Source organism: candidate division KSB1 bacterium (genome assembly GCA_034506255.1).
GTDB lineage: Bacteria > Zhuqueibacterota > Zhuqueibacteria > Zhuqueibacterales > Zhuqueibacteraceae > Coneutiohabitans > Coneutiohabitans thermophilus.
Genome location: JAPDPX010000013.1, coordinates 57392 through 83258, shown reverse-complemented (window position 1 = coordinate 83258; position 25867 = coordinate 57392). Strand labels below are relative to the sequence as shown.

Sequence of the window (25867 nt, the reverse complement as noted above, 5' to 3'; positions counted from 1 at the left end):
GTCTTACGAGAGATCACAAGGCACTGGACAAACTACTTGAATTTCAAGCCCCCTTTCCGTATCGTCATGGCCTGCTTGAACGCGGGAGCAGGCCGCACTCACGGCTGTGCTTCCGCAACTGGCAGAGCAAAGTGACCCCCAGGCGCCGGCCGGGGAAACCGGCAAAATCAGGAAAAAAATACGGGCTGTGATGCAATTGAAGCCTGCCAAACTACGTGCCTCCTTTCACACGCTCGGCTGCCGTCTCAACCAGGCGGAGACCGCGCTGTTGTCAAATCGCTTTCGTTTGCAGGGCTATGAAATCGTCTCGGGCGACGAGCCCTGCGAGGTGTGCGTGATCAATTCCTGCACAGTCACCGAACATGCCGATCGCAAATGCCGCCAGCTCGTGAAGCAGGTGCTGCGCCGCAACCCGGACACCTTCGTGGCGGTGGTCGGCTGCTATGCCCAGGTGGCGGCCGAGGCGCTGCAACGCATCCCCGGCATCGACCTGATCGTTGGCACCCAGGAAAAGCTCAATCTCGCCGACCTGATCGTGGATCCGGTGAAACGCACAACCCCGCAGGTGGTGCGGCCGCGCCCGGGGCGCGCGCCCTTCACCATCGCGGGCACCGGCCTGCCCGCGCCCACCACGCGCGCCAATTTGAAAATCCAGGATGGCTGTGATTTCATGTGCAGCTTCTGCATCATTCCCTTTGCCCGCGGCCGCGCCCGCTCGCGCGCCTTCGATGACCTTCGCCGTGAGGCTGTCGATCTCATCGCCGCCGGCCACAAGGAACTGGTGCTCACCGGCGTCAACCTCGGCACCTACTCCTTCGCCGGCAAAACCTTTCTGGACGTGGTCAAAATGCTGCTGGCGCTTCCCGGCCTCGCGCGCCTGCGCATCAGCAGCATCGAGCCCACCACCATTCCGGAGGAGTTGCTCGAGCTGATGGCGGCGTCCAAAATCCTGTGCCCGCATCTGCACGTGCCGGTGCAAAGCGGCGATGATGGTGTGCTGGCGGCGATGAAGCGCCTCTACACCCGCGCCGAGTTCGAGGCGTTGCTCGCCGGTGTGCAGCGCCGCGTGCCGGACGCCATGATTTCCACGGATCTCATGGTCGGCTTTCCTGGCGAGAGCGAAGCCGCCTTTCGCGCGAGTTGTGATTTGCTGCAAAACTCGCCGCTGGCTTATGCGCATGTCTTCACCTTTTCCAGCCGGGCCGGCACCGCCGCCGCCCGCCAACCCGGTCAGGTTCCCGCCGCCGTGAAAAAGGAACGCAGCCAGTGGCTGCATGAAATCTCCGAGGCGAAGAAAATGGCTTTCTACCGCCGCTTCCTCGGCCGCGAACTGCGCGTGCTGCTGGAGGAACAGTCCGACAGCGGCGGTTGGGTCGGCTTCTCGGACAATTACATCAAAGTGCAGGTCAATGGTGCGCCTCTGGCGGAGAATGAACTGGTGCGCGTGCGGCTGGAGAGTGTGCAAGGAGGACGGGCACAGGGCACGATCGTATCGCAAGCCTGAGCCCGGCAAACCGGCACAACGCCCGCTCAACGGGGCCCCGTTTTTTCCCACCCCACGAAAAAAACACATGAACAGATTGCCAGAGGACGAGTATGAGAAAAACGCTTGCCTGCCTGCTGCTGGCCGGTCTCGGACTGGCAGCGGCGGCACCGCTCGCCGCCCAGCCGGATGCAGTTGATTCGCTGCGCCAGGCTTCACTGCGCAAACAGCGGCTGGCGACCCCGCGCCAAACCCTCCAAAATTTTCTGGAGTGGCAAAACCCGCCCGGCATCGATTATGCCATCGCGGCGGAGGCTTTCACGCTCGACCCGACCCGCAACGCTGCCAAACAGCAAACGCTCGCACGCCAGCTCAAACGCGTGCTCGATGGCCGTGCCCTGCTCGTGCGACTGGAAAGCATTCCCGACAGTGCCAATCATCGCGACCCCCGCAGCGGCCAGGCGGAATACACACTTTTCCCCGACAAACTGCCGCAGGTTTATCTCATCAAAGTCGGTGACGAGTGGCTGTTCGCGCCGGAAACCTTGCAGGAAATCCCCCGGCTCTACCGTCAGACTTATTCCGCCTGGCTGGAGGAGGTGCAGCGCCTTTTGCCCGCACCATTCTTCTATTCCTTCCTGGGCATTGCGATTTGGCAGGCTGCCGGCTTCGTGCTGCTGTTGTTCACCGGCATCTTTTTGCGCAGGATCTTTGCGTGGTTGATCAACCGCCTCGCCGGCCGGCTGATCGCGCGGGAGCAGTGGCAGTGGGAGCCGGCACAGTTGCGCAGTCTGCTGCGACCGCTCAGCTTTCTGCTGATGATCGGCTTCTTCTCCCTCACCTATTCCAATTTGCAGCTCCCCCTGCGCGCCAATCTTTTCCTGAGCGTGATGCTGCAGTTGCTGGCGGCGGCCGCCATCATCTGGCAGATATTCAATCTCATCGATGCCTTTTCCACCTACCTCGCCCGGATCACCCGGAAAACCGCCAGCAAGCTCGATGATCAGTTGATCCCGATCCTCAGCAAGGTACTGAAGTTGCTGGCACTGCTGCTCGGCGTCATCACCGTCATTCAGAGCTACGGCTACTCCATCGGCTCGATCGTGGCCGGTCTCGGCCTCGGCGGTTTGGCCATCGCTTTGGCGGCGCAGAACACGCTCGCCAATTTCTTCGGCTCGGTGATGATCTTTCTCGACAAACCGTTTCAAGTCGGCGATTTCATTCGGATCGATGGTGCGGAAGGTACGGTGGAGGAGGTGGGGTTCCGCTCCACGCGACTGCGCACGCCGGAGAATTCCGTGGTGACCATGCCCAACGCCAAACTCGCCGATGTGCAGATCGACAATCTGGGTCTGCGCAACTATCGCCGCATCCGCCTGCTTTTGGGATTGACCTACAGCACGACCCCGCTGCAGATGCAGGCGTTTGTCGAAGGCATCCGCGCGATCATCGCCGCCAATCCCTGCATGCGCAAGGACGCCTATGAAGTCTACTTCAACGAATTCGGCGCCCATTCGCTCAACGTGCTGGTGGTGTGCTTTCTCAAAGTCGGCAGCATCAGCGAAGAGCTGCGCGAGAAACACAACTTCTTCATGGAAATTTTGCGGCTGGCGGCGGCCGTGGGCGTGGAATTCGCCTTTCCCACGCAAACGCTGCACATCGACAGTTTTTACGCGCGCCAGCCGCGCGTCGTCGGCAAACAGCTCTCCGAAGCCGAGTTGGCAAAAATCGTACAAGGCTTCGGGCCCGGCGGCGAATATTCACAACCCTCAGCACCACGGCTGCAGGACAACGGCATCCCCGTTGACTTCACCGCCCAGACGCTGCTCAATTTGCCCAAACCGCAAACCCTTTCCGATGAGGAATGGAGCTGAGCAGGATCATGACCAATCGCAGCCTCTTTCAACTCCTGCTGCTGGCGGGATTGCTGCTGCTCTGGTGGCTGAATCCCAGCCGGAAGGCGCGACCGGCAGCCAAGCTCATGCTCTATCTGTTCGCGCTGCTTGCATTTGTGATTTTGAGTATTTGGAATTGGCAGTGAACAGGCGCCGGTGCGGCTGCGCGGCAACCTCACACCAGCCGGGCTCACTGCGCTGCCAGCCCGTCTCTCCGAGACCCGCCATCCGTGCGAATGGCGGGAAGCGGCAGAACGTGCAAAGCCGCACACTCGCGGCCGCCAATAGTGTCAGATGCCACCCCAACACAGGGGAACCCAGGCAGTGATGATTGCATGGCTTCATCCTTCATCATTTGCCCCGAAGTCTGCCGCGGATTCGGGCAGCAGGAAGCTCGATTGGCACACGGTTGTTGTGCGCGAACCATCAACCACTGCCGCCATCCAGCAGGGATCCTGTCACGCTGGCTGCGCACGGCCGCGCCATTCCCTGCAAAAGCTCACCCCGGGACGCGAAGACCGCCGGGAAGGACTCCCTTGATTTTGAAACGGCACGGCGCAAGCGTTTGGTTTGTGGTCAAGAATCTTTTAAAATTGCGTTTTGGCTTGGAGTGCCTGACGGCCTGATCCGCTTACTCGCAGCCCTTCCCTCCCATGCAAACCAGCCGCATTCTCGTCACCTGTCCCAAAGCCATTCCCCCGATTTTGGCGGATGAAATCCGCACGCTGGGTTTCCCTGTGCTGGCGCAGAAAGAAGCGGCGGTGGAAACCAGCGGCACGTTGCACGACACCATGCGCCTGAATCTCTGGCTGCGCACCGGCCACCGCGTCTTGTTCCTGCTGCAAGATTTCCGCTGCCGCACCCCCGCAGAGTTGTACGGCAACCTCGTGCGCCTGCCGTGGGAAAATTACCTCGAGGCCGGCAGCCCGCTCAGCATCACCTCGGCGGTGCACAACGACACCATCAAAGACACGCGCTTCGCCAATCTCAAATGCAAGGATGCGATTGTCGACCGTCTCAAGCGCACGATTGGCCGGCGGCCGGATTCCGGGCCCCGGCGCCGGGGCGCCGTGGTTTTTCTGTACTGGAAAGAAAGCGAAGCCAGCCTCTACCTCGACACTTCCGGCGAATCGCTGGCGAAACGCGGCTACCGCAAAATTCCGCTGCAGGCACCGATGCAGGAAACTTTGGCGGCAGCCACGATTTTGGCCACCGGCTGGCGGGGCGAGGGCCATTTTATCAATCCGATGTGCGGCAGCGGGACGCTGGCGATCGAAGCGGCATGGCTGAGTCTCGGCCGGCCGCCGGGTTTGCTGCGCGACAATTTCGGGTTCATGCATCTGCGCAGCTTCGCGCCGGCGGCGTGGCAGGCGTTGCTGGCGGAAGCGAAAGCGGGAATGCAAAAGACTCTCCCAGCCAAAATTATCGCGACCGATCACGATCCCCGGGCCGTGGCTGCCGCGCGACAGAACGCCAAAACTGCCGGCGTCGATCATTTGATTGAATTCGCAGTTTGCGACTTTGCCGCAACGCCGGTGCCGGCTGGTGGCGGGGTAATCATGCTCAATCCCGAGTACGGCGAGCGGCTGGGACGACTGCCGGAGTTGCAGGCCGTCTATCCTGCCATCGGTGACTGGTTCAAACAGAAAGGCGCAGGCTACACCGGTTATGTGTTCACCGGCAATCTCGAATTGGCGAAGCGGATCGGCTTGCGGCCCAGGCGCCGGCTGCCGTTTTTCAATGGCGCGATTGAATGCCGGTTGTTGGAATTCGAATTGTATGAAGGCAGCAAGCCGCGCTGGCGGAGGTGAGAGACGGCACAAATGTTCCCGCCCTCCCGGCTGCATTTCGCCTCCACGGGGCTTGAGCATTCAAAGAAATCCTGTGAGTTGATGCCTGTCTGAAAACCTTCCCCCCTCGGCTGAGCCGGGGTTTCGCCAAGCCCGACCGGAAAAACCGCGGGAATTTTGCGGCTTCGGCCGGGCCGTTGCAGGAACAGGTATTGCCAGATCCGTGACGATTTCGGACGAGCCCCGATTACCCGACATGGTTGCCCAAGCCTGCAAAACAACCTTGCAGGATGACAGCCCCATGTCACTCCCTGAATTTTGCCTGCTGGCTTGCTGTTGCCCGGAAGAAATGGTGTGTTCACAAAACTCCGTCAGGAGTGAACTGTTTGTCGACATGGGCATCCTGCATGGCTTTCAACTCCGTCAGAAGTGGTCTGTCAAATTTCCCATGATCTGGCGCGGTTTTTTCAAGGAGGGCCAGGCAGGTCACTCCTGACGGAGTTTGGGGAAATGCGAGATGCCGCTTCGCTAAAAACAGTTGACTCCTGCCGGAGTTGACAGCAACGTTGTCCGCAAAATTTTTTATGTACCACCCCTTGGGTGGTTGGCTGTCGCGATCAAAACAGCATCTCTCGCGGAGGAGATCAATCTGGGTGCAAAATTCAGGCACCAACTTTTTCAAGAAAGTCATGACAGGAAGATGTATGGCAGAAAGATATTCAGATTTCTTGCCAGAGCGACCAAGAGAGTTTTTGATGAAAACCCGCCCGCATATTTTTGCCATTCATTTTTCTGTCATTGCTTTTGAATTGTTTTGCCCGCAATTGGCTTGCCTTTCCGAAAAGTTGGCAGCATTGGGATACAGCCTGCCACTCGTTGCGGCAGCGCCAGTCCGCCCCCCTTTTGCTCATGCCGTCCTTGACGCAGCGGGCATTGCTGCAAAGCACTTTTTACCGGCAGAGGTTATAATGTGCGATGCGATTTGACCCGTCGCGATTACGCCTCCCCTCTGCGGCGATTGCATTCCGCTTCCGCCTTTTGCAGGCCGTCATCTCCCCGCCGGGGATTTCTGCAAATCACTGCTTGAACGGTAATGGTCTGGGCGGGTTGATCGTCTGAACAGTGTTCGTCCCACATCACGAACGAATGCACGATTGCTGCTGCAACGGCCGGGTCGTTGCTGGCAACCGAAGTTTTCTCCACGACCGGAGTGCGGCATTCCCGGCTCAACCGGGCATGAGGCATTCTCGGGCGAACACTGCCATCATTCTCTCCTCACTCGTGGCTGATAATCCCGCCACAATGATATTCTTTGTACACTGCGGCAGGAGGCGGATATGTTGCCAATGCGATCGGGGCACGGGTGTGCCCGCGGGGAAACTTGCAGGAGGAGCCGGCTTCTGGCTGTCGGTTTGGGACTGGCGTTATGGTGCGGCAGCCCGGGTCCGTTGCAAGCCCAGCCGGCGGTGATGCGCGATCCCGCAACCACGCTTTACGAGATGCCCAGCATCACCAGCCGCCGCATCGTCACGTTGTCGGCCGGTGACACGGTGCACATTCTGCAAAACCGCGGTTTGTGGTTGCAGCTTGTGACGCGCGACGATCACAAGGGCTGGATGTTTCTCGGCGAGACCGCAGAGCGGGGGAAAAGGCCCCGGCCACCGGTGCCAGTCACGGCACCGATGCCGCCCGTGGAAGGCGGCGTCTCCTTGCAGTTTGGAAAATTCGGCAGCGGACTCACGGGCGCGGTGAGCCTCTCTTATCGCAGCCTGGCGCGACTGGAGAGCGAAGCAACGCTGCAATATGCGGCGGGCAAGGCGACATCGTTCTATTTGCTGCACATGAAAGCCCGCTCTCTTCAGCCGCTTGCATTGGGCGGCGAGGCGGTGCTGCTCGTCGGCGCCGGCGTGCTTCGTTCCACGGCGCGGGAGGCGAGTGTCACTCGCCCGTCTACGGCTTTGACAATCAGCTACGGCATGGGCGTGCAGCGCCGGTTGGGCGGCAATCACTGGCTGCGCGCAGAGATGCGCCGGTGCACGGCCTTTAACCAGCCCGGGGTGACGCATTACCTCGAATTCCTGGCCGGGTTCACACGCCGCCTTGCCTGGTCGAGGCTGTGACGGCGAAACCGCTGACCGCGGGGATGGAGATAAATCACAAGAGGCGCGGCTTCGGGTCGCCACCATCTTCCGCCGGCAGCTTGTGGTGCCACATCCTCCAGTGGTTGTCCGGGGAACGCCTGTCGGACAACGGGCAGGGAGTTGCTTTTCACGAGAAGTTCCTTTAATTGCCGGTATTCCGCATTGTGAAAGCAGTGGCAGGAAGCCCCGGCAGAGACGGAGTCTTTTCGAACCGCGACTTTTCCGGAAAGGAAGCACTCATGCCTGTTCGAATGATTGTTTGCGGCGCCGGCCTGGTGGTTTGGTTTGCGGCCGGTTCGCTGTGTGCACAACAAGAAAATGCCCGTCCGGTCAACGCGTACCAGGCGGTGACCCAACAGATTCTCTCCGCCGCGCTGCGCGAGGGCCGGGCTTACGCCATGTTGGTGGAACTGACCAGAATCGGGCCGCGCTTGAGCGGCTCACCGCAGGCTGCCGCCGCGGTGGAGTTGACCCGCCAAATGATGGAACGGTACGGCTTTGAAAATGTACGGTTGCAGCCGGTGATGGTGCCGCGCTGGGTTCGCGGGCCGGTCGAGGAGGCTGCGATCATCAACTCGCCCAGCCATGGCACCGTGCCGCTGGCCGTGTGTGCACTGGGCAGCAGCATTGCCACCCCTGCGATGGGGGTGGTGGCCGAAGTGGTGGAGGTCAAATCATTCGAGGAGCTGCGGGCGCTGGGCAGGAAGGCCGCGGGCAGGATCATCTTCTTCAACCGGCCGATGGATCCCACTCTCCTCGACACATTTGCCGGTTATGGCGGCGCAGTGAATCAACGCAGCCGCGGCGCAGTGGAGGCCGCGAAAGCCGGCGGCGTGGCCGCCCTGGTGCGCTCGCTCACCACCGCGAACGATGACGTGCCACACACCGGCAACACCCACTATGAAGCGGGCGTGCCAGCAATCCCCGTGGCGGCGCTCAGCACGGCCGCGGCCGATTTGCTCAGCCGACTGCTGGCGCATGAGCGCAGCGTAACCGTGCGGCTGCGGCTTACTTGTGAAACGCAGCCGGATGTGCCCTCCGCCAATGTGATGGGTGAATTGCGCGGCGTCGAGCAGCCGGAGGAAATCATCGTGCTGGGCGGCCATCTCGACAGTTGGGACAAGGGCACGGGCGCGCACGATGACGGCGCCGGGTGTGTGCAGGCGATCGAGGCGGTGCGGCTGCTCAAACAACTCGGCTTCCGGCCGAAACGCACGATTCGCGCGGTGATGTTCATGAATGAGGAAAACGGGCTGCGCGGCGCTCAGGAATACGCACGCGTGGCGGTCGAGAAGAAGATCAAACATGTGGCGGCCATCGAATCGGATCGCGGCGGTTTTGCGCCCCGCGGCTTTTCCATCGAGGCGGACTCCAGCACCACGCAGCGCATCCTGTCGTGGCGCGAAGTTTTTGCGCCCCTGCGGGCGGACCACCTGTTTCGCGGCGGCAGCGGCGCCGATATTTCACCGCTGGTCAAAACCGGTGTTCCCGGCCTTGGTTTGATTCCGGAATCCCAGCGCTATTTCGATTATCATCATTCCGACAACGACACCATCGACAAGGTGAATCCACGCGAGCTGGAATTGGGCGCCGCCGCGATGGCGATCATGGCCTACCTGCTTTCCGAGGAGTTGTGAGCTGGCGGCGGCATCGCCTCCGCGTGCGCGGGCTTCATCAGTTTGACCACCGGGACAGCAAACCCCTGGAGAGAACCCGGGGCCCCAGCCTGCTGAGGCTCACATTCGATTGTGCCGCCGGCCCGACGATCATGGCGAGTCCGCGTGCAGCAGTTTTTTGATCTGGCTGGCGGGGATAATGCCGCCCTTGCCGATGCCGGGACATTTCAGGCTTTCCCATTCCCACGCAAGCCGGCTCGCCAGCAGATGCGGCCAAAAGGGGTAGGTGCGGCATTGGTTGGGCCGGGCATCGTAAACCGTGCACTTCAAATCCTCCCCCAGAAAAATGCAGCCGCCGGCCTCGCGATCGCGCAGACTGTAGCGGCCGTGCACACGGCGCAAATAGCGTTTGCGAAATTGCGGCGCCGGCAGCCGCAGATGTGTGGCCAGGCGGTGCGCCTCCTCCCCATTGACATACACTTCGCCCGGCTGGCTGCAACAGGCGCCACATTGGGGCTGGCATTCAAAACGCAGACCGTTCTGATAAAATTCAGCAGACATGTTTTGCTCCGGGAGTATGGCAGGCAATGCCACAATTACGTGGGGCGATGCCGCGCAGACTTCTTGTCGCTGCAAACAGGGATGCCGGCGCCACTCCCACGTTATTGCGGGATTACCACGGCCGCTCGTATTCGCGACGCTCGGCGTTGCAGAAAATTGCTCCGCTTGCTTCGGGTGGATAACGGAATGACAGGATCCGGCCTGCCGGTGTTGCACGAAAGGCCACAGCCTGTCTGAGGGCCCCCGTTTCTCCCGCAAAAAAAGTTTGCCGTGATGTTCGCGGGTGTTCCGGCTTCGGAGGAGGTTTCCTGTCCGCCGGGATGACGATGATATGAATTCCAGAGTGCGGGGCGCACGACCCCGGGCGGCGACTCGATTTCGTCGGGACAGGCCGCGCGACAGGACTTTGCAGGAGGCAGCTTCAGCAAATCACGGTGACAGCGCACCCGGCTCCGAACGCGGCCCCTTTTTGAGGTAGACACGCAGCTTTACTTCCGAATACGAAGCCAAAATCCCGTAACCACCCACGATGTTGCTCTTCGGCATCTCACGCTGCGCACCGTCATCGAGCTGCCCCTGCATGTAACGCGCGTAGGCTTCATCCATCGCCAGCAGCCGAATGGTGTGCCAGCCGTAGTAGTTGAAATACAGCCAGGAAATGCGGGCGCGCATGGGATTGTAATCCGGTGTGAACGCGATATTGAAGCCGAACGGTTCCTTGCGCTGCTGCAAATCCCCTTTGAAAATGTTGGCCGCGGTGGTGGTGTCGCGAATCAGGTTGCGGAAGTCATTATTGTCGGCATCCGCAATCACGCGGTAAAGGCTCACCCCCGGCAACGGCGGCCAGAACAGGCTGAAGAGCGGCGCATCCGCGAAGCTCTTGCCGGAAACATACTCGACGGTGTCGCCGCTGGCGAGCAACGGCCGGTCACCATAGCGCAGGCCGCGGTTCGCTTCGAGCAGACTGATTTGCGGCGGCACCGTTGTCTGCGCCGTCACGGTTTGGCCCAGTGCCGTCACCTGCAATTCATAAGTCTGGCCGCTTTCCACCTGCAAAGATTCGGGCGGCAGGAAATACACGCCGGGGAGGGAAACGCTGTCACCCGCCGCGGTGTGCCGCTCCCGCAGCGTGAACCAGCGGTCATTTTGCCTTCGCAACCGCACCAGGGCACCGCGCACGCGGGAGTGCGCGACATCGAATCTTTCTTCGATGGCAACCGTCCGGCTTACGACAATGCTGTCCACCCCGCCTCCCAGGCGCAGAAACCCGTTGACCACCAGCTTCTCTGCGAAGACCGGTTCGGTGGGTTGCTCACTGCATGCCAACAGAAACGCCGCCATCACCAGCAGGAGCAGAGAGGCGGCCGGCGGAAATTGCATTTTCTTGTTCCTCATTACCACAGACCAGATTGCCCACACTTCCCGCAGCGCAGCGTGCCGCAGGGACAGGATTGCCATTGCGGCTGCGCGCGCTTCACAGCGTCAGGTCTTTGCGCCCGGCCACGGTTCAATGCCGGACAGGTTCATCCTCTCCGCTGGTGCGGGCAAGATAATCCAACAAATCGATACGGGTCAGGATGCTCAGCGGCTTGCGTGCGTTGTCCACCACCACCACGGCATTGCTCTGCCGCAGGGATTCCTGCAGCGTGGCCAGCGGCGTGTGCGGTCCCACCACCGCCACCTGCCGGTTCATGCAGCGGGAAACAAGGGCATTGGCATCGCCGGCGCCCGAGGCCAGGAATTCCATGAGATCGCTTTCGGAAATCATGCCGACCAGCACGCCGCCGGAGGTGACCGGCAACTGCGAGATGCCCTGCTGACGCATGACCGCCACCACCTCCCGCAGCGTTTGCACATCTTCCGCACAAATCAGTGCCGGCCGCGGGCCGTGTTGTGCCAGGAGATCCCCGACTTTGCCGGTGAGCGCAGGGGATTCAAAGAAGCCGTTGTCGCGCATCCACTTGTTGTCGACGAATTTCGTCATGTAGTTGCGCACGCCATCGGGCAGCACCACCACGCAATTCTGGCCGGCTTTGAGTTTCGGCGCCTTTTGCAAAGCCGCGTACAACACCGCGCCGCTTGAGCCGCCCACCAGCAGGCCTTCTTCGCGGATCAGCCGCCGCGCCAGTAGAAACGAATGCCGATCCGTGGTCTTCACCCACTCGTCCACCAGCTCGCGTTCGAGCACGGCGGGGATGAAATCATAGCCGATGCCTTCGACCTTGTAGGTGCCGACCTCGGTGCCACCGCCGAGAATGGAACCCACCGGATCGGCGCCGATGATGAGACAGTGCGGGCAGACCTCCTTGATGCGCCTGGCCACGCCGGTAATCGAGCCGCCGGTGCCGGCGCCCATCACCACCATGTCGACCCTGCCGTCCAGGTCATCGAGAATTTCCTGTGCAGTTTCCTGATAGTGCACGCGCGGATTGTTGGGATTGGAATATTGATCGAGGATGTGGGCGTTGGGCAATTCGGATTGCAGCCGCCGCGCCACGCTGATGTGGCTCTCCGGCGAGTCATAGGCGGCTTCAGTGGGCGTGCGAATGATCTCAGCGCCCAAGGCTTCGAGCACGACCTGCTTTTCCCGGCTCATTTTCTCGGGCATGGTGATGATAACGCGATACCCGCGCACCGCGCCTGCCAGGGCGATGCCGATGCCGGTGTTGCCGCTGGTCGGCTCGATCAGGGTGTCGCCCGGTTTGATGCGGCCTTCGGCCTCGGCCGCCTCCACCATGCTGCGGCCGATGCGGTCTTTCAGCGAGCCGCCGGGATTGAGAAACTCACATTTGGCATAGAGGCGGCACGCCAACTGCGCGCCGACGCGATTCAGCCTCACCATGGGCGTTTTGCCCACGACCTGCAGGATGTTGTCGAAAAGCATGTCGTCCTCACGTTGCGGATTCAGGGTGCGCCGGGCGAAACCGTGCGGGTTGGTTGTTCAAGACCGGTGGCGGGCCCGTCAAAAAACGTGCGATGATAGGAAAATCGCCGGCAAGAAGCAAGCCTGTCGTTGCCTTTTTCCCGCCGGCAGGCGCTAATCCATCAGTAACGTGTGGCATCGCGCAGATTTCCCGGACTGCGGACCGGATGTCCAATGTCACGACCTGAATTGTGCACCCTGATTGATCTCATCAGCGGGCAACGCCGATTTGATCGCGACACGCAACCACCCAGGGGATGGTGCATAAAAAATTTTGCAGGCAAATGTGCGCGCGACTCCGGCAGGAGTGAACTGTTTTTAGTGAAGCTGCTTCTTTCATTTCCCAAAACTCCCTCAGGAGTAACCTGCCTGGCCCTGCTCGAAAAACCGCGCCAGATCATGAGAAATTCTACAGGCCACTCCCAAGGGGCTTTAAAGACACGCGTGATTCCCATGTCTCCGGAGTTATGTGAACACACCATTTCCTCCGGGCAACAACAAGCCAGCATGCAAAATTCAGGGATCTGTCACGGCTTGGCCATGGCATGCCTGCCGAGAGCATCCGCAGGATCGCAGGAGAAAGCCACGATCAGACTGTGGCGGAACGGTTATTCTTTGCGAACCCCCTGTGGCTTCGCGTCCTTGCGCGTTTTGGCTTTTGGATTTTATCGCGGCGAAAAAGTCAGCATCTGAATTTTGCATGGGTCGTCTTGCCTTCACCGCCTGCAATTGAAATCGCAGGCGCAAAGCTCGAGTTGGCCAAGGCCGACTTCTCACCCGATTGGCAGGCCGCCGCCTTCAGCCGGTTTCAACTTTGCGCCTGGGAATTTATGCTCAGGCTATTCTCAGGCGCAGCATTGAACAAGAGGTCTGTGCCACGTCCCCGCACACCTTGAGGCAGGCGGGAATTAACCGTTGCATTTCGGCAGGTGATTGGTTATCATAGCGCCTGTCGCGGCGGCGGGAACCGCCCCTGCCGACGCGGCATGACCATCGCACACTCACCGTTTTCAATAGCAGGAGTTTCACCTTCATGAGCAGAAGTTCGCAGGATCTCGCCATTATTGAGGAAGTCAAACAGGCGTACCAGGCCATCGTTGCCGAAGTCAGCAAGGTCATCGTCGGCCAGCAGGAAGTGATCGAGCAGTTGTTGATCGCGCTGCTGGCGAACGGTCACTGTTTGCTGGTCGGCGTTCCCGGCCTGGCCAAAACCCTTCTCATCAGCACGCTGGCGCGCGTGCTCGAGCTCAAATTCAACCGGATTCAATTCACCCCGGATTTGATGCCCTCCGACATCACCGGCACGGAAATCATCGAGGAGGATGTCAGCACCGGCCGCAAGGCGTTTCGCTTCGTGCACGGCCCGGTGTTCGCGAACATCGTGCTCGCCGACGAGATCAACCGCACCCCGCCCAAAACCCAGGCAGCGCTGCTGCAGGCCATGCAGGAGCATGAAGTCACGGCAGCCGGGCAAACCCACAAACTGCCGGAGCCTTTTTTCGTTTTGGCGACACAAAATCCCATCGAGCAGGAGGGCACCTATCCCCTGCCCGAGGCGCAGCTCGACCGTTTCATGTTCAATCTGTGGGTGGATTACCCCAGCTACGAGGAGGAGAAGCTGATCGTGAAGACCACCACCGGCAGCCGGGTCGCCGACCTGCGTGAAATTCTCGATGCCGAAAAAATCCTGGCGCTGCAGCGGCTGGTGCGCGAGGTGCCGGTGGCTGACAATGTCGTGGATTATGCCGTCACTTTGACGCGGCAAACGCGGCCCCATCACAACGGCGCGCCGAAATTCATTCGTGACTGGATCAGTTGGGGTGCCGGGCCGCGCGCCTCGCAATATCTCGTGCTGGGTGCGAAAACACGCGCGCTTCTCGACGGCCGCCCGACTCCCGATATCGACGACATCCGTGCCGTGGCGCGGCCGGTGTTGCGCCATCGTCTGGTTACCAATTTCGCCGCGGAGGCCGAGGGCGTCACCACCGTGCAAATCATCGACGACTTGATCAAGAACGGCCGCTGATTGCCCCACGCTGCCCCTGCCGGCGCTTGTGCCGGCCGGCAGCCCCCGGCCCACCGCAACCGGCATCCCGATCATGGCAAGCGAACCACTGTACAAAAAATATCTCGAGGCCACCACCATCTCGCGGCTGAAGAATATGCATCTGCGCGCGCGCCTGGTGGTGGAGGGCTTTCTCACCGGCCTGCATCGCAGCCCCTATCACGGCTTCAGCGTCGAGTTTGCCGAGCACCGACAATACATGCCGGGCGATGAAATCCGCCATCTTGACTGGAAGGTCTACGGCAAGACCGACCGTTTCTATGTCAAACAATTCGAAGAGGAGACCAACCTCAAAAGTTATCTGGTGGTGGACCAGTCGGCTTCCATGGGACTGGCAGCCGGCGGCGGGGTGAGCAAATTTCAATATGCCAGTTATCTTGCCGCTGCGCTGAGCTATCTCATGCTGCATCAGCGCGATGCCGTGGGCCTGACGTTGTTCAATCAAAAAATCACCTGCCATTTGCCCCCGCGCGCGGTGATGAGCTACCTCACCCGGCTGCTGAGCGCGCTGGAAAACGTCCGGCCGGACGGCCATGCCGATTGGGCCGGCTCACTGCATCACGTCGCCGAGCGCATCAAACGCCGCGGCTTGGTAATTGTCCTCTCGGATTTCCTGCCGCACGATCTCGAACACGAACCCAAACAGATTCTCACCGGCCTGAAGCATTTCCGCCATCGCCACCATGAGGTGCTGGCATTCCAGGTGCTCGACCGGCGCGACTATCGCTTCGACTTTCGCGAGGACGCCATCTTCGAAGATGTGGAGTCCGGCCTGCGACTGCCCACCCAGCCGCTGCATATCCGTGCAGCGGTGCAGAAGGAAATCGACGAGTATCTCGCCTGGTTCAAGCGCCAATGCCGGGAGAATCGCATCGACTACACCCTGCTCGACACCACCACCACTTTCGATCAGGGCTTGATGGCCTACCTGCTGAAGCGCAAACACCTGGGGTAGGTGGTGGGGGCAGGTCATAGTTCGTGACTGGCACATACTGCCTGACAACCGCCGGCTGGCCGACAGCCCGTCAACGGGGCGCGGAGTTGGGGAATTGGCGGCCGGCATCCAGGCGCAGGCATCCAGCATCGGACCTTCAGCATGACTTTCTTCTTCCTCTGGCTGGCAATCATTCTTTTTCTACTCGCGGGTTATCTCGCCTACCGGTGGTGGCATCCCACCCGGCGTTCACGCTTTCAAGTCCGCCTCACCGCCTTGTTTCTGTTGTTTGCGATCGGGCCGAGCGTGCCGTTGTTGTTTGTCGCGAGCACCCTGACGACCAGCACCATCGAAATGTTGCTGGTGCCGGAGGTGGAGGCCACCATGCTGCAGGCCGTGCAGGCGATGAAACAGCAACTCGAGAGCCATGCCGGGAATTTTGTGCAGGCCGTGCAGGGCGATTCCATCACGCCCGCCCTGCTGCACAAATGGGGGTTCGATTATTTCCTGGTTTGGCGCAAGGAAGGCGAGACAGTGCAACTCGTGCAGGCTGTGGGCCGGGAGGAAGCAGCGTACCAGCAGGGCTTGCATTTTGACGGGGAGCGTCTGACCGAGGCGTGGGGGCAAAGGGACAGCGAGTTGGAGAGCACTTCCCGGGACAGCAGCGGGCTGCGCGGTCATTGCCGGGTGTGGCTGCCGCGCGGCGAAAGGGAAATGGTGCTGGTGGGTTATGCGGTGGCGCCGGAGATCGCCGCTGCGAAAGTTCGTTTGACACAGGCCATAGGCGTGTACAATTCCCTGTCGTTGATCAAGGAGCGTGCCCTGCACGACGAGCTGATCTGGGGCGGGGCGGTCGCGGCGATTTTGCTGCTGGCTTTGCTTTCCATTGCCAGCGCCCGGCTGCTGTCGCAACGCCTCAGCCGGCCGCTCGAGCAGCTCACCCAGGCCAGTTTGCAGGTGGCGCGCGGCAATTTGCAAGTGCAGGCGGCGACTTCGGCAAAAGATGAAATTCGCCAGCTCGTCGACTCGTTCAACCATATGATCAGCGAATTGCGTGCGAGCCGGGAGAGACTGGTGATCAGCGAGCGGCTGGCAGCCTGGCGGGAAGTGGCGCGGCAGGTGGCGCATGAAATCAAAAATCCCCTGACACCCATTCAGCTTGCCTTGTATCGCGTGCGCCAGCGCCTGGATGAATCCACAGCCGCGCAGCCGGCCGTGCAGGAATCGTTTCAGAGCATCGCGGAAGAGCTGGCGAGCCTGCGCCATCTCGCCGAGGAATTCTCCGAATTCGCGCGTTTGCCCAAGGCCGATCTGCAGCCGGGCAATTTGAATGAGGTGGTTCAACTGACGGCGCGTTTGTTTCAGGGTGCGGGCGGGGAAAGGCAGATCAAAACCGAGCTGGAACCGGATATCCCGCCGCGGCCGTTCGACCGTGAGCAAATCAAACGCCTGCTGAACAATTTGATCAAGAATGCGCTGGAGGCGGGCTTCACACCCGGCGGCACGATTACCCTCCGCACGCAGCGCGCCGGCGACAAAGTCCGCCTGATCATTGCGGATCAGGGTCCCGGGCTGCCACCGGACATGCTGGAAAAAATCTTCGAACCCAATTTCAGCACCAAGCGCGGCGGCAGCGGCCTGGGTCTGACGATGGTCAAACGCATCGTTGAAGAACACGGCGGAACGATCACTGTGGAGAGCGCGGCAGGAAAGGGAACGACCTTCACCATCGTGCTTTAAACCCGCGGCCTGGCCGGAGCAACGGACATGACGGCAGGCGGATCGGGCCACCTGGTTGAACAAACGAGGCAAAACGCGCGCGGGAAAGAGGTGCCAACCCGGCGATCAGAATGAAAAGGCAGAGCAGACTTTTTGTGGAATGCGGCCTGTTTTTAGAGAGGCCGGACGGTTGCGGGCAAAACAGCCGGCAGCCATGATCGAAAAATGGCAAAAAAGCGGGCTGGCATTCCAGCCGCAATGCTCATACTCACGCCGTTCTCTCCCCACCCCAGCGCCCCTCCGTCATCATCATCCGTCCGGCAGCCGGCATTGCACCACTGTCTCCTGAAGTCTGTAACGGCAGCGTCAGGCGCAACTGTGTGCCGCCGTTGGGCAGCGCCACCACCTCGGCGGCACCGCCGCATTGTTTGATGACCTGGTAGAGCTTCCACAAACCCAGACCGGAGTGTGGCGCGCCCTTGGTTTTGAAAAACGGCAGAAACACCTTGTTGAGGTCTTCCAGTGGAATGCCACGGCCGTTGTCGGTCAGCAGCAGCCGGAGACGGGCAGCGGCGTGCAGAGGCTCGATGGCGATGGTGATTTGCGTGGCTTCGGCTTCAATGGAATTCAAGACGGCTTCGTCGAGCGCAGTGCGGAATTTGGAGATGACCGCCACCGGCAGGGGGTCCGGCATGGCCGGCAGGCGGAAGGCGATTTTGTCGCTCCAGCGCTGCACCAGGCCGTGCAATTCCTGGCGCAAATCAGTGATCACCACCGGCTGCTTGACGAAATAGGCGCTGCAGTCGATCAACTGGCGGAAGACTTTGCTCATGTCGTGAATCGCGGCCTGCACCCAGGCGATGGCGCGCGCCGATTCGGCATTGGCGAGCTGGGCCAGCTCGGTTTTCAACACGTCGAGGTAGCCCTGGATGCCGGCGAGCTTGTTGTTGAGCACATCGCTCATGCCGGCCATCAAGTCGATCATGGCGAGCTGCTTTTCATTCTCAATGACCTTGGCCTCCAGCTCCTTGTGCTCATCGATGTTTTCGCAGGTCAGGATGAGAAACAGCAGGCGGCCGGCGCTGTCATTGACATGATCGGAATGCACTTCGCAGACAAACCGCTTGCCGCTTTGGTGCAGCCCCATGAGTTCGATATCGGCTTTTTGCGTGGTGAGCATCTCCCACACCGCGTCCCGTTTGAGCAGTGGGCTGGCGAGCAGGGCATGCAGTTCGCGGCCGCGCATTTCCTCGGCGGTCAAACCGAACAATTCCTGCGCCGCACGATTGACTTCGACAACCAGACCGCGGGCATCCAAAACCAGCAAGCCAATGGGCAGCGATTCCTTGACGGTGGCAAGAAAGGAGTGGGTCTCCTGCAGGCGGGTGGTTTTCTCGGCCACGGCCTGCTCCAGCTCGCGTTCGCGCGCGCGCACCTGGTGGACGCGCAAACGGAAGCCGCCATAGATCAAGCCCGCAAGGAGGACGGCACAGCCGGTGAAGAAGGCCGGGGTTTGATAAAATTCCGGCTCGACCTCGAAAGCGAAGCGGGCGGTGTCGGCGGAGGCGAGGCCGAGGGCGTTCTGGCCGCGCACCAGCAGCCGGTATGATTTCGGGGCCAGGTTGGTATAGCGAATCTCGCGCGCGGCACCCAGGTTCTTCCATTCACGGTCGAACCCTTCCAGCATCACGAAATTGCGATTGGCAGCCTCATTGATGAAGGAAAGTGTGCCCAGCCTGAAATTCAGGACGTTGGCTTCGCTGGAGCGCATGGCCACCTGATCGAAGCGATGAAACAGTTTGCCCTGCCGGTCGAGCGTGAGAATGTCCACGCGCGGCGGCACGGAACGAAAGGGCACGGCGGACACGTTCACGCGTGAGGCACCGGCAATGGTGCCGAACCACATCCAGCCCTGGCGGTCGAGCAGGACGGCGCGGGTGTTGCATTCATTGTCGGCCAGCCCGAGGGCGGCATTGAGGTAGGAGAAGGTGGAGTCATGCCGGTAGGCGACGCCGTCGTTGGTCCCGAACCACAGGCGCTGCTGGCGGTCTTCCGCAATGAAATAGATGGTTCGGCTCGGCAGGCCGTCGCGGGCGTCGATGACTTTGAAGACCTCGTTGTCATAGTGCAGCGCGCCGCCGAAACGCGTGCCGAACCACAGCGCGCCGGTATGATCTTCGCAAATACAATAAATGGTGGGCGCAACCAGATTTTCGAAACGGTCAAATACATGCGGCCGGCCGTCGGCCGAAAGCATGAACAGGCCGGCGTCGGTTGCCATCCACAAGCGGCCGCGGCGATCGCGATGAATTTGTGCAACCGAGTTGTGCGGCAGCCCCTGCACAGTGGTGAAGGATTCGAACCGTTCGTTGTGATAACGCACTGCGCCACCGCCCGCCGTGCTGAACCAAACCTCGCCAGTTGCGCTGCAAAACACCTGGCGCAGATTGAGAATGGGCAGCCCCTCGCGCTGCGTAAAAGTGCGCCAGGTTCCGTTGCGCCAGCGCACCGCCCCGCCATTGGTGGCCAGCCAAATATCGCCGTTGGGCGACTGTGCCAGGCCGTGTACAAAATTGTCCGGCAGCACCGTGCGGGCGTCAATGACGGTGATGGAGTCGCCGGCCACGATGGCCAGTCCACCGCCGGCGGTGCCGATCCACACGCGGCCCCGGGGGTCTTCCAGGAAGCTGTAGACGACATTGCCCGGCAGACCCACTTCACGGGTGTAGTTCTGGATGTTCCATCCGAAAATTTTGCCGGCACCGGCCCCAATGGTGCCGACCCAGATGTTGTTCTCATAATCGACCAGCAGACTGCGCACGAAGCTGTTGGGCAGGCCGTGGCGGGTGTCATAATGCACCAGGTTGCGGCCGTCGAATTTGCTCAAGCCCGAACGCGTGCCGATCCACAAATGGCCATCGTGATCCGCTGCCAGGGCATAAATGTTTTGATCCCGCAGTGGCACGTCGAGGGATTGGAGGCGGGAATGCTTCAGCCGGTAGAGGCCGCTGTTGGTTCCGATCCACAGCGTGCTGTCACGTGTGAACAGCAGTTCGCGCACAAGAAAAATTTTCAGCGTCGCCGCTTCCGGCACCTCCACCAAATGCTCCCCCTGCAGCCGGTAGAGGCCTCCACCCGTGCCGGCCCAAAGCTGGCGGTCAGGCGCGAGCGCGAGGGATCGCACCGCCGTGTCGGCGCCGGTCACCGCGAAGGGATACGTGACGAAAGTCAATTCCGGCCGGTGGGGCCTGGATGCCGGAGTGATTAGATTGGGCACGGTCGTGCGGCACAGCCCGTTGCCGGTGCCGATCCAGAGATGACCTTGCTCATCTTCGCGCAGACTGAAGATTTGGTCGGAGGGCAGGCCTTCAGCAGTGGTGAAGTTGAAGATGGTTTCCGCGGGCGTGAGGCAGGAGAGACCTTTTTCCGTGGCGATCCAGACATTGCTCCAGCGGTCCTGCACGATCGCGCGCACCGAGGCGTGTGCCAGCCCCGTTTCGACGGAAAAATGTTTCATATGGCTGCCGTCATAGCGCGCCACACCATTTTCATAAGTGCCGAACCAAACATAGCCCTGCCGATCCTGATAGATTTCCATGATTTCACTTTGCGGCAGCCCCTGGGCGGTGCCGTAGGTATGAATCTGCAGCCGCTGTGCAGCACTGCGGCCGCACAGCAGCAGCGCGAGCACGGCGAGCAGGGGGACAATCACCTGGATTTTCATAAGCAACCTGGCACGATCAGGATGACAGGAGGATTGTGGTCACTGTGCCGGCGGCCGGTTCGAGGCAATGGACGGCACGAGCTTGTCGAAAAGCAGCCGGGTGATGCCGGCAATGGTTTCACTGGCTTGTTGGTGTGTGGCAATCCCATGCGTGAGGATGGCAAGCACCACGGGGTTGCGATTATCCCTTCCGATGATGGCGCAATCATGATCGATGGCGGTAATCGATCCGGTTTTGTTGGCCACCCAGAAGCCCGGCGGCACACCCGCGGGAATGTTTTGCCGGAATTTTTGCTCGCGCATAATCGCGATCATCGCCTGACAGCCGGCGGGGCTGGCGGCGCGTCCCTCGGCGATTGCCTGCAGGCAAAGCATGAGCGCGCGGGCGTTGGTGCGATTGTTCAGGCCGCGCTCATACGCCTTGCGGTCTTCCACGCCGCGCAGCACCTGCAGCTCATGAATGCCGAGGCGATGCAGCGTGTGCATGACGCTGTCGGCACGCACCAGTTCGATCAGCAGATTGGTGGCGAGATTGCTGCTCAGCGTAATCATGTGGCGAACCAGTTCCAGGATGGGCATTTTGCCGCCGAGCGCGGCGTAGACGGAGTCATCGCTGTCTTCCTCCAACTCCAGACTGTAGGGCGAGCCGTCGACAATGCTGATGAACTGATTGCGGACAGGGAGCGAATCGCTCAGTTGAAATCTTCCCGCCTCCGCCTGACGGAAGACTTCGATCATCACCGCCACTTTCATCGTACTGGCCGCATGCAGCATGGTCTTTTCGTTGAAGCAATACTCGCGGCCGGTCTCCAGGTCACGAAAAGCCACGCCGATTTTCGCCTGCAGACTGTCGCTGAGATGCTGGAGAGAACGGTCGAGTCCGGCGAGCACGTCGGAAGCAGGTGGGGTGGGCATGAGAGTCGGCTTGGTGCCGGGCTGGGCGATGCATGCCCATTTCCCGGCGCACAGGACAATGAGTACGGCCAATCGCAATGAGGACGGCATGGGCGGAAAAGAAATGTCCCGCCCCGGTTCCGGCCGGGAACCGGCAGCGGGACGCGATTCACTTCAGCAATGCGAGAATTTCATGGCCTTGGGGAAAGCGACCGGTGGCATATTTCGAGTAAATCAAACGGCCGTCCTTCTTCACATCAAAAATACCACGGCTGCCTTCGATCAACTCGACAACCGCCTCGGGAAAATGGGCTTTGATCTCGCGCTCCAAACTGGAGGCCTGCGGCCAGTAGTTTCACTGCACGCAGTATTCAATGGTGACTTTCATCTCTCCATCATTCCTCACAAAAGATGGCGGTGTTCATCCATCGCTCCGACTTCCTCCTCCTTACTCTTACTCTTACTCCTACTCCTACTCCTACTCCTACTCTTTCTCATACCCACGCTCGCTTTCAAGTGTCGGGATTTGAGTATGAGTATGAGAAAGAGCAGGAATAAGAGCCGCTATCAGGTCACCGCGTTACAGAGCGGAGGCACACTTCAGACGTACACTTCTTCCAGCGGTTCTTCATCGGTGACGCGCGTCCGGGCGGTTTTGCCGTTGCCGATCAGATTTTCGGGATTGAGCGCCAGCAGTTCCGGGATTACGAATTTGCCGTCGCGGCGCACGAGGACATCATCGAAGTAAATCTGGCCGCCACCGTACTCGGGCGTCTGGATCATCACCAAATCCCAATGCACCTGACTGCGATTGCCGTTGTCGGCATGCTCGTAGGCGTTGCCAGGGGTGAGATGGAAGGAGCCGGCAATCTTCTCGTCAAAGAGAATGTCGAGCATTGGCCTGGTGATGTAGGGATTGAAGCCCAGGGAAAACTCGCCGAGGTAACGCGCGCCTTCGTCGGTGTCGAGAATCTCATTGAGGCGGGCGGTTTTGTCGGCCGAGGCTTTGACGATCCTGCCGTTCTCGAAGGTGAATTCGATGTCGGAGAAGGTCACGCCCTGATAGATCGTCGGTGTATTGAAGCGAATACGGCCGTTGACCGAATCCCGCACCGGCGCGGTGAAACACTCGCCGTCCGGGATGTTGTACTCCCCACCGCAGGGTACGGCCGGCATGCCCTTGATACTGAATTCCAAATCGGTGCCGGGCCCAACGATGCGCACGCGGTCGCAGCGTTCCATGAATTCCTTGAGCGCCTGCATGGCATGCGACATGCGGCCGTAGTCCATGGTGCACACTTCGAAGTAGAAATCTTCAAAGGCTTCCGTGCTCATACCGGCCTGCTGCGCCATGGCGGCATTGGGATAGCGCAACACCACCCACTTGGTTTTCAGGCGAATGTCGTGATGCACCGGCTGCAGGATGTGGCGCTGCAAATGCCGCATGTTGAGCACCGGCACGTCGGACATCTCGCAGATGTTGTGACTGCCGCGCACGCCGATGTAGGCATCCATCTTGGCCATGCGGTACTTCTCAATGTCGCCCAGCAGCTTGAAGGCGTCTTCGCCGTATTTGCGATACATCTGCCGCAACACCTGATTGTGCCTGGTCTCGACAATCGGCAGCGCGCCGCATTGCACCGCCGCGGCAATCAATTCGTTGACGAATATCTCCGGAACATCATAGGCTTCGATCAAAACCCGCTCCCCCTTCTGGAGGCGGGTGGAGTGACGCGTGAGAACCTCCGCCAACCGTGCTAGTCTTGGATCTTTCATAGCATTCCGCCAATGTTGAAGTTCGTGATGCCAGTCGCGCAATGCCGTGTTCATTGAATTAGTGGCATCTGGCAGAACGACCGGCAAATATATTAAATGATTGCCCGATTGTCAACAACCGGTCTGGTCGTTGCCTGCTTGCGACTGGCCAATCACCAGCCGCTTATTAGTATGCGCCGGGCAGCGATCCTGCGAATTTTTTTCTGTTCCCCTTCCTGCGGAAAACAGGCTCCGGCAACTGTTGTTTCCCTGCCTCGGGATTCCACGATGCCATTCCGGCCGGGCTTCAAGTGTGTTTAGCCGCAACATTTTCTTGTACAATCAACCTGGCAAATCTGCGGAAAAGAGCGGCTTTTCCGGCAAACTGCAGTAGACATTTGTTCGCCGGCAGACATGCCGGGTTGGCCCTCTCAAATTTCCGGCCGGGAAAAAAACCTTCCGCAAGAGGATCGGCGCACTGGCGGCCCGCCTTCTCAAGTAGGCCATCGTTTCCGAGTTGGCGAGCAGGCGGGCAGGATCCAAAGTGAGAAATGCCTTTTCAGGCAATCTCAAAACAGTGTGATGCGACAATCAGCAAGAGCGGCCGGTTGCGGCTATTTTAGTGTTTGATCAAAAATGTTTCCATGCCTGTTCAGGCTGCGGTCTCCAGAGAGCGGCGCACGTCGAGGATTCTGAGGCAACATCCTGGTCTTTGGATTTGGACCTGCGGCGTTGCCGTGTGACCCGCGCTTTTGCAGGCTCGCTGTCAACATTTCTCACGCCAGCTTGCCGGCCTGGGGAAAAGGCCCCGGCCAGACCCTTTATGGATGAAGAGGAGCAGCATATGTTGATTTGCAAAGCGCCTGTTTACCTGTTCACGTGGTGCCGCCGCCACCGGCGTGACCAGTGGCAAACCGCGGCAGGTATATGGCTGGCAAGGGTGATTCTCACGGCCATCATTGGACCGTGCGCTGTGGGATCGGCGCAGAGCCTGCCGTCACCCGGGCCATTCCATGCGCAATTGCTGGTGGATGATCAACTGCGTTATCGCACTGTCTCCGGGCATAACGTGTTCGGCGAAACCCTTGTGACGATCGTCCATGACCGCGCCGCCGGCGTCATTCACATCAGCGAAGCCACCCGTGGATTGTTCGCACGCACCACCGCCTTCACGTTGCGAGCTGATTCGACTTTGCAGCCGTTGACCAGCCACACGATCGTGTCCGATGAGGATTGGACGCGGGAAGCCCATCTGCGCTATGAGGATCGCACGGTCAACGGCATGGTCAAACGGCCGGAGGCGCTCGGCGGCAATTTGAACATTCACCGCCTGCTCTCCTCCGGGGTGGCGGATGTCAACGCGGTGCCCTACCTCCTGCGCGCCAGCCGGTTGGCGGTGGGGCGCACCCTCACCTTCCCGATTTTCGACGCACTGGAGAATGAAGAAACCCTCGCGCGGGCCTGGGTGGTGCGCACCGAGGAAGTGTCGGTTCCCGCGGGCTCGTTCCACTGCTACCGCGTTGAAGGTTTCTCCGGCAAAGCGCGCTGGATTCTGCTGTTGGAAAGCACAGCTCCCCACCGCCTCATCAAACAGATTCTGCCCGCCGCGCATTTGAGCTTCGAGCTGGTCGAAGTATCCGCCACATTTTGAAAGTGATCGCGAGCGCAAACGCGCCACCCCGTCACTTTGCGGCGTGGCGCGCTGCCTCTCCCGCCGCGCACCAACACAGGCGCCCCGGCCACCATGCAGCGCCGTCAAAGCCCTTGACATCCTGCAGGCGGATGCTTACTTTTCACAAAATTTTTTCGCTTGTGCGGGCGCGTCAGGAATCCCCCATGCTATTTATCGATCATCTCCCCAAAAACACTCTGTTTCGCCTGCGGCCGCGCCGTGCACCCGCGGCGGAAACGACCGATCTCCTTTTCGTTTATGGCACACTCATGCGCGGCATGGAGCGCGCAGATTTTTTGAACAATCCCGATAAAGCCAGCTTTGCCGGGCCCGCCACCGCTGCCGGCAAACTGTATGACGTCGGTTCCTTCCCCGGCATGATTGAAAGCGACAACGGCGAGCGGGTGCATGGCGAGCTGCATCGGTTGCAGGATCCCGAACTCTTTTTCGAGACGCTGGATTTGATTCAAGGATACTGGCCTGATCAACCCGAGCGCAGCCTGTACATTCGCAAAATCATCCCGGTGACCACCGCACAAGGAACCACCCAGGCCTGGTCTTACATCCTCAACCTGCCGGTCAACGGCCTCAAGCCCATCCCCTCCGGAGATTTTCGTCGCTATCAACCCACGGACCACTGGCTTGACGACTGAACCGGCTCGCTGACAGGGGCCGCCCGGCACGACTCTTCGCGA

19 protein-coding genes and 2 pseudogenes are annotated in these 25867 nt (G+C 60.3%); 13 read left to right on the top strand and 8 right to left on the bottom strand.

Annotation, left to right across the window (positions count from 1 at the left end; translation table 11 throughout):
- Positions 1-190: 190 nt before the first annotated feature.
- The 4 genes from mtaB to ONB52_21085 all read left to right on the top strand — a co-directional run bounded on the left by mtaB (position 191) and on the right by ONB52_21085 (position 5189).
- On the top strand, positions 191-1504 hold the full coding sequence (gene mtaB / locus ONB52_21100; GenBank protein ID MDZ7418630.1) for a tRNA (N(6)-L-threonylcarbamoyladenosine(37)-C(2))-methylthiotransferase MtaB: 1314 nt from the start codon (positions 191-193) through the stop codon (positions 1502-1504).
- A 92-nt stretch (positions 1505-1596) separates the two neighbouring features.
- A complete protein-coding gene (locus tag ONB52_21095) occupies positions 1597-3357 on the top strand; it encodes a mechanosensitive ion channel family protein (GenBank protein ID MDZ7418629.1) in 1761 nt (586 codons plus the stop codon).
- A gap of 8 nt (positions 3358-3365) precedes the next feature.
- Complete coding sequence (locus ONB52_21090; GenBank protein MDZ7418628.1) at positions 3366-3524, top strand: hypothetical protein; 159 nt, start codon at positions 3366-3368, stop codon at positions 3522-3524.
- Between the two features lie 507 nt (positions 3525-4031).
- Complete coding sequence (locus tag ONB52_21085; GenBank protein ID MDZ7418627.1) at positions 4032-5189, top strand: class I SAM-dependent RNA methyltransferase; 1158 nt, start codon at positions 4032-4034, stop codon at positions 5187-5189.
- A 337-nt stretch (positions 5190-5526) separates the two neighbouring features.
- On the opposite strand, the gene ONB52_21080 is transcribed toward ONB52_21085, so the two are convergent.
- A complete protein-coding gene (locus tag ONB52_21080; protein MDZ7418626.1) occupies positions 5527-5859 on the bottom strand; it encodes a hypothetical protein in 333 nt (110 codons plus the stop codon).
- A 13-nt stretch (positions 5860-5872) separates the two neighbouring features.
- Between ONB52_21080 and ONB52_21075 the strand changes: the two genes are divergently transcribed.
- The 3 genes from ONB52_21075 to ONB52_21065 all read left to right on the top strand — a co-directional run bounded on the left by ONB52_21075 (position 5873) and on the right by ONB52_21065 (position 8946).
- Complete coding sequence (locus ONB52_21075; protein ID MDZ7418625.1) at positions 5873-6154, top strand: hypothetical protein; 282 nt, start codon at positions 5873-5875, stop codon at positions 6152-6154.
- 483 nt (positions 6155-6637) lie between these two features.
- On the top strand, positions 6638-7288 hold the full coding sequence (locus ONB52_21070; protein ID MDZ7418624.1) for an SH3 domain-containing protein: 651 nt from the start codon (positions 6638-6640) through the stop codon (positions 7286-7288).
- Between the two features lie 260 nt (positions 7289-7548).
- The gene (locus tag ONB52_21065) at positions 7549-8946 is read left to right on the top strand and encodes a M20/M25/M40 family metallo-hydrolase (GenBank protein ID MDZ7418623.1); all 1398 of its coding nucleotides are present in this window, start codon (positions 7549-7551) and stop codon (positions 8944-8946) included.
- Between the two features lie 129 nt (positions 8947-9075).
- Here the strand turns inward: ONB52_21065 and ONB52_21060 are convergent, their stop codons facing one another.
- From ONB52_21060 to ONB52_21050, 3 genes are all read right to left on the bottom strand, one after another.
- Positions 9076-9486 carry a YkgJ family cysteine cluster protein gene (locus ONB52_21060; GenBank protein ID MDZ7418622.1) on the bottom strand — a complete coding sequence of 137 codons (411 nt, stop codon included), beginning with the start codon at positions 9484-9486 and terminating at the stop codon, positions 9076-9078.
- A gap of 429 nt (positions 9487-9915) precedes the next feature.
- On the bottom strand, positions 9916-10866 hold the full coding sequence (locus tag ONB52_21055; protein MDZ7418621.1) for a DUF4249 domain-containing protein: 951 nt from the start codon (positions 10864-10866) through the stop codon (positions 9916-9918).
- 127 nt (positions 10867-10993) lie between these two features.
- Positions 10994-12370, bottom strand: a complete 1377-nt coding sequence (locus ONB52_21050) for a cystathionine beta-synthase (GenBank protein ID MDZ7418620.1) — start codon at positions 12368-12370, stop codon at positions 10994-10996.
- A gap of 213 nt (positions 12371-12583) precedes the next feature.
- Here ONB52_21050 and ONB52_21045 point away from each other — a divergent pair, with 213 nt between their 5' ends.
- The 4 genes from ONB52_21045 to ONB52_21030 all read left to right on the top strand — a co-directional run bounded on the left by ONB52_21045 (position 12584) and on the right by ONB52_21030 (position 17148).
- Complete coding sequence (locus ONB52_21045) at positions 12584-13102, top strand: hypothetical protein (protein MDZ7418619.1); 519 nt, start codon at positions 12584-12586, stop codon at positions 13100-13102.
- Positions 13103-13442: 340 nt separating this feature from the next.
- The gene (locus ONB52_21040) at positions 13443-14435 is read left to right on the top strand and encodes a MoxR family ATPase (protein MDZ7418618.1); all 993 of its coding nucleotides are present in this window, start codon (positions 13443-13445) and stop codon (positions 14433-14435) included.
- Positions 14436-14508: 73 nt separating this feature from the next.
- Positions 14509-15429 carry a DUF58 domain-containing protein gene (locus ONB52_21035; protein MDZ7418617.1) on the top strand — a complete coding sequence of 307 codons (921 nt, stop codon included), beginning with the start codon at positions 14509-14511 and terminating at the stop codon, positions 15427-15429.
- A 141-nt stretch (positions 15430-15570) separates the two neighbouring features.
- On the top strand, positions 15571-17148 hold the full coding sequence (locus ONB52_21030; protein MDZ7418616.1) for an ATP-binding protein: 1578 nt from the start codon (positions 15571-15573) through the stop codon (positions 17146-17148).
- A gap of 247 nt (positions 17149-17395) precedes the next feature.
- Here the strand turns inward: ONB52_21030 and ONB52_21025 are convergent, their stop codons facing one another.
- The 4 genes and pseudogenes from ONB52_21025 to ONB52_21010 form a co-directional block, all read right to left on the bottom strand.
- Positions 17396-20851, bottom strand: a complete 3456-nt coding sequence (locus tag ONB52_21025; GenBank protein MDZ7418615.1) for a PAS domain S-box protein — start codon at positions 20849-20851, stop codon at positions 17396-17398.
- Between the two features lie 39 nt (positions 20852-20890).
- Entirely contained in the window at positions 20891-21766 is an 876-nt protein-coding gene (locus ONB52_21020; protein MDZ7418614.1) for a class A beta-lactamase-related serine hydrolase, read from the bottom strand.
- A gap of 148 nt (positions 21767-21914) precedes the next feature.
- Positions 21915-22085, bottom strand: a pseudogene (locus ONB52_21015) (Rdx family protein).
- Between the two features lie 326 nt (positions 22086-22411).
- Positions 22412-23521: pseudogene (locus ONB52_21010) on the bottom strand (aminopeptidase).
- 823 nt (positions 23522-24344) lie between these two features.
- Between ONB52_21010 and ONB52_21005 the strand changes: the two are divergent.
- Both ONB52_21005 and ONB52_21000 read left to right on the top strand, forming a co-directional pair.
- Entirely contained in the window at positions 24345-25151 is an 807-nt protein-coding gene (locus ONB52_21005; GenBank protein MDZ7418613.1) for a DUF3108 domain-containing protein, read from the top strand.
- A gap of 185 nt (positions 25152-25336) precedes the next feature.
- Entirely contained in the window at positions 25337-25825 is a 489-nt protein-coding gene (locus tag ONB52_21000; GenBank protein MDZ7418612.1) for a gamma-glutamylcyclotransferase, read from the top strand.
- Positions 25826-25867: the final 42 nt, after the last annotated feature.